Origin of the sequence: Endozoicomonas sp. ALD068 (genome assembly GCF_049310145.1) — a bacterium.
Taxonomy (GTDB): Bacteria; Pseudomonadota; Gammaproteobacteria; order Pseudomonadales; family Endozoicomonadaceae; genus Endozoicomonas_A.
Genome location: NZ_JBLYNU010000004.1, coordinates 6,677,943 through 6,690,762, shown reverse-complemented (window position 1 = coordinate 6,690,762; position 12,820 = coordinate 6,677,943). Strand labels below are relative to the sequence as shown.

At 45.9% G+C, this 12,820-nt stretch carries 12 protein-coding genes and 1 riboswitch; of the genes, 4 read left to right on the top strand and 8 right to left on the bottom strand.

Going from position 1 to position 12,820, the window contains the following annotated elements:
• Window positions 1-30: 30 nt before the first annotated feature.
• The 4 genes from ACO6V5_RS24140 to ACO6V5_RS24125 form a co-directional block, all read right to left on the bottom strand.
• Window positions 31-462, bottom strand: a complete 432-nt coding sequence (locus ACO6V5_RS24140) for a DUF2147 domain-containing protein (protein WP_422135198.1) — start codon at window positions 460-462, stop codon at window positions 31-33.
• Between the two features lie 108 nt (window positions 463-570).
• On the bottom strand, window positions 571-1,782 hold the full coding sequence (locus ACO6V5_RS24135; RefSeq protein ID WP_422135199.1) for an aromatic amino acid transport family protein: 1,212 nt from the start codon (window positions 1,780-1,782) through the stop codon (window positions 571-573).
• A gap of 238 nt (window positions 1,783-2,020) precedes the next feature.
• Window positions 2,021-2,779 carry a phosphoribosylformimino-5-aminoimidazole carboxamide ribotide isomerase gene (hisA, locus tag ACO6V5_RS24130; RefSeq protein ID WP_422138830.1) on the bottom strand — a complete coding sequence of 253 codons (759 nt, stop codon included), beginning with the start codon at window positions 2,777-2,779 and terminating at the stop codon, window positions 2,021-2,023.
• Window positions 2,780-3,187: 408 nt separating this feature from the next.
• Complete coding sequence (locus ACO6V5_RS24125) at window positions 3,188-3,934, bottom strand: META domain-containing protein (protein ID WP_422135201.1); 747 nt, start codon at window positions 3,932-3,934, stop codon at window positions 3,188-3,190.
• Between the two features lie 188 nt (window positions 3,935-4,122).
• Here ACO6V5_RS24125 and ACO6V5_RS24120 point away from each other — a divergent pair, with 188 nt between their 5' ends.
• A complete protein-coding gene (locus tag ACO6V5_RS24120; RefSeq protein WP_422135202.1) occupies window positions 4,123-4,254 on the top strand; it encodes a hypothetical protein in 132 nt (43 codons plus the stop codon).
• Window positions 4,255-4,600: 346 nt separating this feature from the next.
• Here ACO6V5_RS24120 and ACO6V5_RS24115 read toward each other — a convergent pair whose 3' ends face one another.
• The 3 genes from ACO6V5_RS24115 to ACO6V5_RS24105 form a co-directional block, all read right to left on the bottom strand.
• Window positions 4,601-4,981, bottom strand: coding sequence for an SET domain-containing protein (locus tag ACO6V5_RS24115; protein ID WP_422135203.1), 381 nt, complete (start codon window positions 4,979-4,981; stop codon window positions 4,601-4,603).
• A gap of 143 nt (window positions 4,982-5,124) precedes the next feature.
• A complete protein-coding gene (locus ACO6V5_RS24110; RefSeq protein WP_422135204.1) occupies window positions 5,125-6,927 on the bottom strand; it encodes a DEAD/DEAH box helicase in 1,803 nt (600 codons plus the stop codon).
• 720 nt (window positions 6,928-7,647) lie between these two features.
• Window positions 7,648-8,223: a lysophospholipid acyltransferase family protein gene (locus ACO6V5_RS24105; RefSeq protein ID WP_422135205.1), complete on the bottom strand. Its 576-nt coding sequence runs from the start codon at window positions 8,221-8,223 to the stop codon at window positions 7,648-7,650.
• 368 nt (window positions 8,224-8,591) lie between these two features.
• Between ACO6V5_RS24105 and ACO6V5_RS24100 the strand changes: the two genes are divergently transcribed.
• The 3 genes from ACO6V5_RS24100 (at window position 8,592) to ACO6V5_RS24090 (ending at window position 11,583) form a co-directional block, all read left to right on the top strand.
• On the top strand, window positions 8,592-9,158 hold the full coding sequence (locus tag ACO6V5_RS24100) for an RING finger domain-containing protein (protein WP_422410260.1): 567 nt from the start codon (window positions 8,592-8,594) through the stop codon (window positions 9,156-9,158).
• 200 nt (window positions 9,159-9,358) lie between these two features.
• Window positions 9,359-9,994, top strand: coding sequence for an RING finger domain-containing protein (locus tag ACO6V5_RS24095; protein WP_422410258.1), 636 nt, complete (start codon window positions 9,359-9,361; stop codon window positions 9,992-9,994).
• Between the two features lie 989 nt (window positions 9,995-10,983).
• Window positions 10,984-11,583, top strand: a complete 600-nt coding sequence (locus ACO6V5_RS24090; RefSeq protein WP_422138832.1) for an RING finger domain-containing protein — start codon at window positions 10,984-10,986, stop codon at window positions 11,581-11,583.
• 33 nt (window positions 11,584-11,616) lie between these two features.
• On the opposite strand, the gene moaA is transcribed toward ACO6V5_RS24090, so the two are convergent.
• Window positions 11,617-12,597: a GTP 3',8-cyclase MoaA gene (moaA, locus tag ACO6V5_RS24085; RefSeq protein WP_422410256.1), complete on the bottom strand. Its 981-nt coding sequence runs from the start codon at window positions 12,595-12,597 to the stop codon at window positions 11,617-11,619.
• A riboswitch (molybdenum cofactor riboswitch) is annotated at window positions 12,586-12,740 on the bottom strand. (Overlaps the previous gene by 12 nt.)
• Window positions 12,741-12,820 lie beyond the last annotated feature (80 nt).

The window sequence follows — 12,820 nt, the reverse complement described above, 5'->3', positions numbered from 1 at the left end:
CGGAGCCTCTGAGCCTTAAGGCAATTGCGACTAATCAGCCTTCACCCAAACCGAAGTTCGACCCAACAATGAAAAGCCCAGATACCCCCTCAGCTCAAGTTTTTGACCCCCGTCAATCAACTTCATGCTGCCGCTGTATACTCTACCTGACTTCGGATCGAGAACATTTCCGTTGTCGTATTTAGAACCATCTTTTTTCATTCCCCAAAGAAAAGTCATCCCTTCTATCTTTTGGTTCTTTTTGTCGCCTTTGCATTTTTCACAGACCGCATCTCTGGAAGCAGGATCAAGGATCTCCACAATCTTACCTTTCAGCTGATCACCTTCTTGCCAGATAGTCACCAGAGATTCCTTTTTATTGGTTTCTTCGTTAACGGTGTACCACTCACCAACGTATCCATTGGCAAAAGACAGAACCGGGATAAGCAGTGCAGAAGCTGCCAGAAGAGTTTTTCGTAACATGAGGAGTTCCTACATTTCTCGTTTGACGAAACGATAGTAATCGGATCAATGCTAAAGAACCAGCTAAAAACATTTGAGTCATCAAGACTCCGGATTCTCATAAACGGATCAGGAATCGAGGGCTGGCAGCCAGCCGGAAACAATACCTGCCTGGGCAAGAATCACGGCCAGCCCGATCAAACACATGATGACCAGCAACGGATTGCCTCCGGCAACCTGATAGGGCTCTTCAAGATGCTCCTTCCGCACTTCCCAGACCAGCATGACGGGAAGAAAGACCGCCAGAATCACCAAAGCTACTGCAGCATAACCCAAAGTCGTCACAAAGCCTCCCGGAAAAAAAACCGCCACCAGCAACGGCAGCCCCAGAGTCAGGCAGACAGTTTGAATACGACCGATGATGGTATCAGGTCTCTTACTGACTTCAGCCAGATAATCAAAGAGACCAATGGCTACCCCCAGAAACGAAGTGCCCAGCGCACAGGCTGTAAAAGCACTGATAAGATGGTTAAAGCCGGAATAATGGCTGGCTTCACCAATGCTGTTGATAAGCTGGTCGACAGCATCCGGACTGCCCTGCAGGTTGTTGATCAGACTGGATGACAAAGTGCCGTTGGTGGCAAACTGCCAGAGTGAATAGACCAGAAGGGGCACGATACTGCCCAACACCAGTGCCATACGAAAATCTCCAGGCTTGCCTTTTACATACCGCACGACTGTAGGTACTGCACAATGATATCCGAATGAGGTGTAAAGTACTGGCAAAGCAGCAAAGAGCATACCGGGTTGACCGACCCCAAGGGTGAGATTTTTGGCTTCAGCTTCTGGCAATAAAAGCACCATGATGAACATCATTAACATCATCATCAGAAAGAACATTGCTCGATTGGCGTAGTCCACCACGACCGTCCCGACAACCACCATTACAGCAATAATCACTGCCACTAACGTAGCTGACTGAGAAAAACTGAGAGCCAGCCCCATTTTTTGAGTGATGGCGACCGCTTGCCCTGCGCCGGCTGTGATATAGGCTGAACAGAGTGAGTAATACAGAAACAGCATGGCCAGAATAGCGACAGCCTGACCGGGTTTCCCCAGCAGCCGTCCCACCACACCATGAAGATTATCAGCCTCTGGCACGGCACGGCAGGCCTCGGCGATCAGCAAACCTCCATAGCATGCCAGTGAGGCCATTAACATCATCAGCAGAATTCCTGACCAGATACCCGTAGCAGCAGAAACCAGAGGCAAGGCCAGCATACCTGCTCCAATTGATGTACCTGCTACCAGCAGAGTGCTTCCCAGTGTTTGACTGTTCATGTGTTAATTCATCGTTTCCTTTCCAAACACCAAGGATAGACAAGAATTAACAAGAATTTATAGAGTGATCTTTCTCTCTTTTTCTGTTAAGAGCCTTTGATAAGCTTCTTCGACTCATTTTCCCAAAAAAAACAATTTAACATGCCTCACTGCATTATCGAGTACTCTTGAAACGTTGAGCAGAAATATCCAAAACGGATAATTCAGAACCACCCGGCATGAATGTCAAACCTGCGGCTTAATCGGTTTTACAGCGCGCGACTACATCCATAAATGCCAGCGAACCACCAAAAATATCCAGGGCGCTGCCTATGGTAATGTGTACCTGATCGTTACCGGCTTTTCTGACTGCTTCAATGTCTTCCAGAGTGGCAATGCCTCCCGCATAGGTCACAGGAACAGGTGAATATTGAGCCAGCAGCGAAACCAGTTCCAGGTCAGGCCCTGCCATCAAACCTTCAACCGATGCCGCATGAACAAGAAACTCATCACAATAATGAGCCAGCCTATTCAATGTCTCAGCATTGATCCGGGTATCGGTAAACCTCTGCCAGCGATCCGTCACAATAAAATACTCATCATCTTTTTTCTTACAGGAAAGATCCAGCACCAGACGCTCACGGCCTATTGCAGCGAGTAATTTATCCAGATTATCAAAATCTATCTGACCATCTTTGAAAACGTAGGAGGTCACGATGACATGTGAGGCTCCCATATCCAGATACCGAACAGCATTGTCTGCTGTAATACCGCCGCCAATCTGAAGACCTCCGGGCCATGCTGACAGGGCAGAAGCGGCGGCATCCTCATTGCCGGGCCCGAGTTTTATGACATGACCACCCGTTAATTGTTTCTGCCGATAAAGATCCGCAAAATCAGCCGCAGAGCGGTCACTTTCAAAATTCACCAGAGCCGAATTATCACCATCACGCAGAGAGCTTCCCACTATCTGTTTTACCTTGCCTTCGTGCAGGTCAATACAGGGACGAAACTGCATAATGGAACCTCCTTGATGTGCTTTAACAGTGAAATGAAAGCGCTAAACCTATCACATTTAAGGTCAATTAAGAGAGCGTTTCCTGCTTTGCGCTGTCATGTGAAAAGAAAGACTCTTCTGGTTGGCAAGCCTGTTTTCAGCCAGACCCGGACTAAAGGATCAGCAGCAGGATAGCTTTAATGTTGCTTTGCAACTCGTTCCCACGCTGGGACCCAGAGGACCTGAAAGCATGAGAACCAGAGTTTCGCGACAGGCTCCTAAGGAGCGAGCAGTGACTTCATAAGATCATATTTGCAGTCCCCTCCAGCAAAGTGAATTTGCTGGAGGGGATAGAGGGTTGCAAAAGAAAGGAGGGCGAGTTCAGGTTATTGTCTGGCTGAAATTCTGAACCTGACTTTCAGCCCGTGATCACTGACCTTTGAATTCCAGAGGTCTGGAGAAATCAATTATTTTGTTAGAAGTAGTGTGGGAAACCAGTTTTCCATTTTGTCTGACTTCTACAGAGACAGAATACGTACGGTTTGGCTGAATCAGTGAAGGCGCATAAGGAACATCAAATTTTAAGGGTCCATCAACACGCTGATTCAGCTTGATTTTTTTCTCACCAATCAGGTTCGAATGCTTATCCTTATTGCTAATATCTTTCATCAAAATCAGAACATCTGCGCCAGCCGGGAAACTGCCTGTGGATGATTTGATGATCCCTCTCACTTTGGCACTCTCTGCAAAGAACGTCATCGTCTCATCATTGTGACGCCCCTTCAGAGTCATTACCAGGCCGTTGGACATCATGGTGTCAACCTGCTGAAGCCCTTTGAAATAAGCCATTTCCTGTTTCATGTAAGGTTCCGGGCAGGCCATCATAGTGGAACCTACTCTGCCAAACTGCAACTCATCCTGTTGCATCGTATAGCTGCCAAAGTAACCGTTACAAGGGCCACGACCACTGATTTGACCATCCTTGCCAGAAGCAGATTGAAACTCAAGAGTGACTCTTTTGCCATTAACCGGTGGCACGCCATTCAGGGAACGCAGCACCCAGGTCTTACCCTCAACGTCGGTGGGTGTTACCACCACACTCTTGTCCGGTGTACTACAGGCAACAAGAAAACCTCCTGCTGCCAGCACCAGAACATAACGGCCCATGGTTCTCATGATTTTACCTTATACCTCACGTGAGACGGTTCTTGATTTCTGCCCCGGCAGAAAAGCCTGAGCATAAACCCTGAAGCTGCTCATTGAAAACCGCCAGAAACCTTTATTACCAAGGTCTGACACAAAATACGGAGCTATATACGGAGCTATATACGGAATGCGGATCGATACAAAGATACAGCATCCTAATGAAACCCACGAATGAAGTGACATCATTAACCCGGATAGAAGCGCCACCTATACACGACAAAGAAGTAGCAAACAGTAGAACATCGACCGATACTCGTCTGGCTGACCACCTCAAGGTAAAACATCACTAAGTGTAGCAGCCAAATGATTCGCGATATAAATCAATCACGCTAACTGACGACACCTGAATTCAGGTGTCTAGGAGGCCGACCGAGAATAGACTGCCCTACTGCGGCGGCAGCAAATTGGTCTGAAAATCCGCTTTTGTTCGTCAAATAGCTCGCTATTCTCCTCACAAAACCGAATTTTCATCCTCAATTTTCTGCCGTCCTCGCTACGGGCGCTATTCTCGGTCGGCCTCCTAGGAGCCTGACCGAGAATAGCGCCCGTAGCGAGGACGGCAGCAAATTGGTCTGAAAATCCCTGTTTCTTGCAATCCTCGCTACGGATGCTTAAGTCCGACAGGCTGCTGGGTTTTCAGGGCTCCCATTGAATTCCTTGCCAAAGAGGTGATTGATCGTTCGGTGAGCCGTTGTAATTAATTGTTATCTCTTCATTGGGTCGAATTTTTTTAATGGCAATGAATTCAATCACCCGATCTTCCATATCATATCGGTAGAGTGCATTGGGTGTATAAGAGTGGTTGTAAATTGAACCCAGCCCCAAAGCAATAGCGGCTGAATCCATTGCCTCACCCCAGGAAAAGTAGTAGTTGTATATCGTCGTTTGATCAATGTGTTCAAGATCTTCAGGAGGCAATTCAAGAACAGGGCAACGCTCGATGACTGTATCTCGCTCAATCTTTTTACGTGTAAAGACTCCTCGCCCTTTCGAACCAGAAAATGCTACGTACAGCATAAGCGAGACCTCTTTAATTTTTGTTTCCTGACAGTCTACCTGCCCTTTAGCGGTCTGTTAATTGTCTTTTTGCAGTGCTCCACCCAAAAAAAAGCAGAAGTACCAGACTTCTGCTTTTTCATAATCAATGAAAGATGATTGACTTATGCTTCACGGCGAGGCCTGCGAGAACCCTGACGCCGGTCCCCACCACGATTGTCACGATCTCTTCTGAAACCTTCGCCATCACGACCACGGCCACGTCGGGGACGATTGTGATCACGACGACCGTCATCAGCCCAGATTTTCAGATCCAGAGCCTTGTTGCGGACCTTGACGTTTTTCAGAGCATCCAGAATGGAAGCATCCACACCTTCTGGCAGGTAGACGGAAGAGCAGGTGTCAAACAGGCGAATGTGACCGATATTCTTGCCTGAAATATTACTTTCGTTGGCAATCGCACCGACCAGGTCTCCGGGGGTAATGCCCTGATCGCGACCTACATCAACACGGTAACGAACCATACCTTCATTGTCTTCTTTACGATCACGACGTGGACGCGCACCGCGCTCACCACGATCGCCTCTGTCTCCACGATCACGTCGCTCACGCTGTGGACGCTCAGGCTCTTTACCATCCGGGAACGGACGTTCCTTCTGGGCCATAAAGCAGAGAACAGCGGCCATATCTTCGTGGCTCAGAGCATGTTCGGTTTCCAGCTCAGCAATGATTTCACGGAATACATCCAGCTCTTCGCCCATTTCCAGAGATTTCACCACTTCTTCCTTGAAGGCACGAATGCGCATATCACGAACATCACGCATAGACGGCAGACGCATAGTCTCAATGCGCTGGCGAGTGGCGTGTTCAATAGCTCGCAACATACGACGCTCACGGTGCGTAGCAAAAAGAATAGCTACACCCTGACGACCTGCACGGCCAGTACGACCAATACGGTGAACATAAGCTTCTGTATCATAAGGAATGTCGTAGTTTACAACGTGAGACATTCGCTCAACGTCAAGACCACGGGCCGCTACATCTGTAGCGATCAGAATATCGAGAGAGCCTTTCTTCAGTCGATCTACTACTTTTTCACGCAACCCCTGGCTCATGTCACCATTCAATGCAGCAGCAGCAAAGCCTCTGGCCTCGAGCTTTTCAGCCAGCTCTACGGTTGCAGTTTTGGTGCGCACGAAGATTATCATGGCATCAAAAGGTTCGACTTCAAGGATTCGTGTCAGTGCGTCCAGCTTGTGGAAACCGCTGACCATGCAGACTTTCTGGGTGATGGTATCAACAGTGGCGGTTTTCGCCTTAATCTCAACAGTGGCAGGATTTTTCAGGTGCGTATCCGCTATCTTGCGAATCTGTCTGGGCATAGTGGCAGAGAACAGGGCCACCTGACGCTCTTCCGGTGTCTGTTCCATGATCCATTCAATGTCATCGACAAAGCCCATGCGCAGCATTTCATCGGCTTCATCCAGAACAACTGCTTTCAAAGCATCCAGCTTGAGGCTCTCTCTGCGAATATGGTCCATGACACGACCCGGCGTGCCCACAATAACATGAGCACCACGCTTGAGGCCTCTCAGCTGACCACGCATATCCTGCCCACCGTAAACCGGCAGCACGTGAAAGCCCTTCATGTGACGCGCGTAACGCTGAAAAGCTTCAGCCACCTGAATGGCCAGCTCGCGCGTAGGTGTCAGCACCAGAACCTGAGGATCACTGGCCTTCATATCCAGACTGGAAAGCATAGGCAGGGCAAACGCGGCAGTTTTGCCAGTACCGGTCTGAGCCAGACCCAGCAGGTCTCTGCCCTCAAGAATCCGGGGAATACTCTGAGCCTGGATAGGAGAAGGTGTTTCATAACCGACATCCTTTACCGCCTTGATTACTGCCGGGGAAAGAGGCAGTTCAGCGAAGGTAATTATTGACTCAGCAGGGGTTGTGTCGTCAGACATCAAGTACTCCAATAAATTAGGCATTGATACAATCAGTGTTCTCCCTTTAGATACTCTGACAGGCAGCCGACGGGGTAGCGCCGGTCTTAAGCCGTGAGAATCACCCATGGGCCAGTCGCGGGTAGAAAGTCGGTCACCATGTTCTGTGGAACAGGACAGATTTCAGAGAGTCAGACAAGTGATTGCTTAGCTTGAATAATTCAATGAAAGCGTTGATCGTTCTTTTCGGACCTTGCGACCTGAGCCTGCAAACAGGCTCCCATGTACACTGATCCACCGCACGGTCCTTTTCGTAACGCGCAGTGATTATTAACCATGTTCCGGCCACCGGGTTCACAAACAGGCGGTGGCCTTTTCACTCATGGCAGTTGGGTGTCCATGACTTCGTTGAAGATCTCGAAAGAACTGACAGGATCGGCATCCGATGAGAGTTCAATATGCAAACCGATCACAGAGGTAAACGGAGTACCAGGACATCTGGGAGGCAGCCCGGGAACGCCTGCAGAGCATTCTCAGCCAGTCTCCCTGGAAGGTCTTATTAACAGCCCTTCCACAAAAGGTCGGTTATTCTATCGCTATTCGCTCAACATAGATAGCTGTATTTCAAGCAACCTCCCTGTATTTAGCCGATACGACAGCAGGATTTACAACTACTCGTTATTTATTTGCGGCCATTGACCTCAGCTACGCAAAACGCGCGAAGAACACTGCGGGCTCCTTTCAGAACCTGTGAGGCCTTTTGCCCGTCATCCCTTGGTAGAAGTGCTGAATTTTTTTCAGGTCACTCTCATAGTGATCCGAAGGGAAGAACATGGGGCCGAAACCTCCCACTCTGGTTTTAAAATCCAGAAATCCCAGAGCAATGGGGACACCGGCTCCAACCGCAACATGGTAAAAACCACTTTTCCATTGGCCCACCTTGCTGCGCGTTCCCTCGGGAGGAATGGTAACGATAAGATCCTCGGAAGCATTAAACCGGTTGACAACTTGCTGCACCAGTCCGGTATTACGGCTTCGCTCCACAGGTATGCCGCCCATCCAGCGCATTATGGGGCCCATGGGGCCTTTAAAAAGATTGCTCTTGCCCATCCAGGAAATCTTGAGACCGAATTTAAAGGCAATGGCAATCACCAGAATAAAGTCCCAGTTACTGGTATGGGGAGCAGCAATAAGGACGTACTTTCGAGCATCCGGCTTTTTACCCGACAACTTCCAGCCCGCCAGCTTCAGACCCAGAGTAGAGATTAAACGAAAGAGAGTATTAATAATGGGAGTATCAAAGATCGTATGAGTCATCAAGAAGGTTACCACAGGCAGTCGAGATCAAGACTGACTCAGTGTCCATAACAAATAAATGTCTTTAAAAATTATATTCGCCCGACCAGCCTTGGAACGTGATTATACCTGCCTTAAACAGAATGTACACGCCAGTAAACATTTTTATGTTTAGCCAATTTCGCGAAAAATATTGCCCAGCCGGGCCAGGCCCTGCAGGCATTGATGTAAGGGATCAGTCCGGAGGACTGTTCATTCAGTGGATATTCGCAGGTGCAGCATGCTGGATTGTTTGTTGCACAACCTCCCACAGTCTACCATGACCGAGTACTCCGTAAAATTACCACACAATTAATATGCTCTGTTTATACAAATCAGTAATATTTATCTTGCTCATATCTTATGGTGCTTCTTATGGGTCTCAAGATAATACTTATAATGATGAACATGTAAATTCCAACCAAACTATTTCATATAAAGATTACGAAGGGAGTTTTTCGAGTAACCTGTTAAATTTATTAAGCACTCTCTCTTTATATTATGATGGGTTCAGGCTGCCTCTACGTGCGACTGAAATAGCAGCTGTTGTTTTTTTTGATTTATATATATTTAAAATGCGTAGAGCAACTACTGAAACATGTCGTATGATTTTTTCATATAGCCTTGCATCAAGCCATCTTGCTAATGGTATATACGACACGAGAATGAATGTTAAAAATCATGGAATCTCATTATTATCCTTAGCCAAATTCATTGCACAAAGAATAGAGCACATAATGTCTTTAGCAATTGCCGAACATTTGTTAGTAATACTTTTCACAGAACCATGTCCTATTTGTTTAGAGTCCTTAAGATTTCCTGTCCAATTTGCAACTTGTGCAAGACATTTGTTTTGTGCGGCCTGCATTGGTCAATGGCGGGCGCATTCACCTTTTTGCCCTGTATGTCGTCAGTAAGCCGCCAATGAACTAAAGAGAATAGCGGTCAGCCTGTACAATAAATGCCTATTTCGGAAACGGAACGACTTTTGGCTGGAGCATCTTTTTATCCAGCCATATTCAGCCGTTGCTCGCAGGTGCAGCGTGCTGGATTTTTGTGATATGACTTTTAGTAATCTACCATGACCAAGTGTTCCTAAACTTCCCAGACAATAGATATGCTTTATTTATGTAAATTGGTGATGTTTATCTTACTGATATCTTATGGCGCTTCCTTCGGCTCTCAAGATAATACTTATAATGATGAATCTATAAATTCCAACCAAACTATTTCATATGAACATTACAAAAAGAGTGTTTTGAGCACCCTGTCAAATTTATTAAGCGCCCCCTCTTTATATTATGATGGAGTCAGACTATCTCTACGTGCGGTTGAAATAGTAAGTCTTTTTTTATTTGATTTCTATCTATTTGAAATAGGTAGAGAGCCTCCTCGTAATATATGTACTGAAATTTTAACATATAGTTTTGGATCAAGTTTTTTGTTTCATACAATATACGACATAAGCATGAATATTAAAAATCATGGAAGATCATTCTTATTATTCTTACCTAGATTCATTGCACAAACAACGGAGCACATATCATTTGTAGTCATTGTCGCAGGATCATGTTCTTTTTGTTTAAAGCCCTTAATATTTTTAGTAAAAATTTACACAGAATCATGTCCTATTTGTTTAGAGCCCTTAAGATTACCTTTCCGATATGCACGTTGTAGAAGACATTTGTTTTGTGCAGACTGCCTTAATCAATGGCTGGCACATTCACCTTTTTGCCCTGTATGTCGGCAGTAACCCACTGATGAGAAAGAATAATAGCGGTCTTCCTGTTCAATAAATGCTCATTTCGGAAACGGAACGGCTTTTTGCTGAAGCATCTTTTGACCCAGCTATATTAAGCGGTTGCTAGCAGGTGCAGTGTGCTGATTTTTTGTGATATAGCTTTTCGTAAGCTAACATGACCGAGTGTCCCCTAAAATTCCTACACAATAAATATGTTACATTTTCGCAATTTAGTGGTATTCATCTTAATGCTATCTTATGGTGTTTCTTATGGCTCTCAAGATAATATGTATGATGATGAATCTATAAATTCCAATCACACCATTTCCTATGAAGATTACAAACAGAGCCTTTCGACTGGCCTCTTAAATTTATTAACCTTTCTCTCGTCACATTATGATGAATTCAGGCTACCTTTACGTTTAACTGAGATAACATCTCAGTGTTTGTTGAATTTCTGTCTACTTAAGCTGGGCAGTACTTTTCATCATGAGTATCTTTTTGTTTATTTATTAAGCGCTGTCGTTAACTTTTCATATGACCTAAGAACTAATCAGCATAATTACGAAGATCTATCATTATTCATATTTACACTCATCGCACAAAGGATGGAGCACGCATTGTCTCTATTTATTACCTATTATTTGTCAGTAAAACTTTTTTCAGGAATATGTCCTATTTGTCTGGAACAAATGAGTACCTTTATCAACTGTGCAGGCTGCAGAAGGCACTGGTATTGCAGTGCATGCCTTCGCACATGGGAGGCGCAATCACTTTTGTGCCCTGTATGCCGACAGTAACCTCCCGATAAAATAAATAGAATAGCGATCAACCCGTTCAATAAATATCCATTTCGAAAACTGAATGGATTTTGGCTGAAGCACCTTTTGCTCCAGCCATTTTCAGCGGGTGCTCGCAGGTAAAACCTGCTCGATATTTGTAACATGACCCTTCGTAATCTATCTTGACTGAGTGTTCCCTAAAATCCATACACAACAGATATGCTCTATTTATGCAAATTAGTGATATTTGTCTTGCTAATATCTTGTGGCACTTCTTACGGATCTGAAGATAATACTTATAATGATGAATATGTAAATTCCGACCTGACTATTTCACATAAAGATTACGAACAGAGCTTTCTCAGGGACCTGTTAAATTTATTAACTTCTCTCTCGTTATATTATGATGAAATCAGGCTACCTTTACGCTTAGTTGAATCAACAAGTGCTTCTTTTTTAATTTACCATCTACTTAAATCGGGTAATGTTTTTCGTCAAGAGTTAGCTTTTGCTTTTTCAATAAGCTTAATATCATGCTTTTATTTTAACTTCATCTACGACCTGATAGCATTTTTCAGTAGTGATGAAAACTTACCACTAGCCTTTTGCAGTCTCGTTGCCCGAGTAACAGAGCACGCATTGTCAGCAAGAATTACTGACTATCTGGCAGTAAAACTCTTTGGCGGATTATGCTCTATTTGTATGGACCCCATAAGATCCCCTATCGCCGCTGGGGAGTGTTTAAAGCACTTCTACTGTGCAGCATGCATTCACGCATGGACGACACAATCACCTTTGTGCCCTGTGTGCCGACAATAACCCCCAGTCACCTAAAGCGAAGGCCGAGCTATATCAGCCTCCAATCTGGGCAAGATTGCGAGTACCTCCGGTATACCCCTGTTCCAGAAAATGACCGTCTACTTTCAACCTCAGTGCTGATCGAATTTCCTGAATCAATTCATCCTGCTGGCTGTCGTCCTGTAAGAAATGTCGAAGGTCATGGCCTGATTCCGAGAACAGGCAAAGTTGCAGATGCCCCTGACTGCTAACCCTCAGACGATTGCAGTCTTTACAGAAATCTCTTGAGTAGGGGGTAATCAGTCCAATGCGCCCCTGATACTCAGGATGACAATATTCGTAAGCCGGACCCGCATCTTTATTTCTGGCCATTCTGACCCAGCCCTGCTCCAGAAGCTGATCCCTTATTTGTTTTCCGGGGACATGGTATTGATTGAAAAAGCGACTATTATCACCCGTCTGCATCAACTCAATGAAACGCATGGTAACAGGCTGGTGCTTAATCCATTTCAGAAACGCCTCCAGCTGGATGTCGTTGACCCCTTTCATCAAAACCGCATTGACCTTGATAGAAGGAAGACCTTTTGCGAAGGCCTTGTCAATACCCACCAGTATTTCCTGAAGGCGGTCGTGCCCGGTTATTGCTGCAAAGGCTCGGGGGTCCAGACTGTCGATACTGACATTAATCTGATCAACACCAGCAGCCAGCCAGGACTCAACTCTCTGGTCCATTTTGTAACCATTTGTGGTCATAGCCACTTTCTGAATCCCCGGAATGGACTTAAGAGTACTGACAATATCCATGAAGTCAGAGCGCAGGGTAGGCTCACCGCCAGTGAGGCGAACCTTCTCAACACCCACCGCCGAAAAAGCGGTCACCAGACGTTTAATTTCGGCAACATCCAGCGACTGCTTGTGACGATGCTCATCACAGCCATCAGGCAGGCAATAGTTGCAAGTGAAGTTGCACAGATCAGTCAGAGACAGTCTGAGATAGGGAAACGTTCGTCCCTGTTGGTCTTGTAATGGTCGCATTTCACACCTTTCCAAACACGGGAGGCCCAGACATTTCTGTGTGAACCCTGGCAACCCTGCGTGTAACACGCATCAGGTCACGGCCAGACAACCGTACCTTCATGGTGAGGGTTAGGTTGCGAAGCTCGGCGCTTTATTAAAATTAATTAGGGGCTCATCCTAACCCTAACCCGATAAAATAGCCATGCCTTAAAGGACAATATCGAGTGATACAAATAACAAG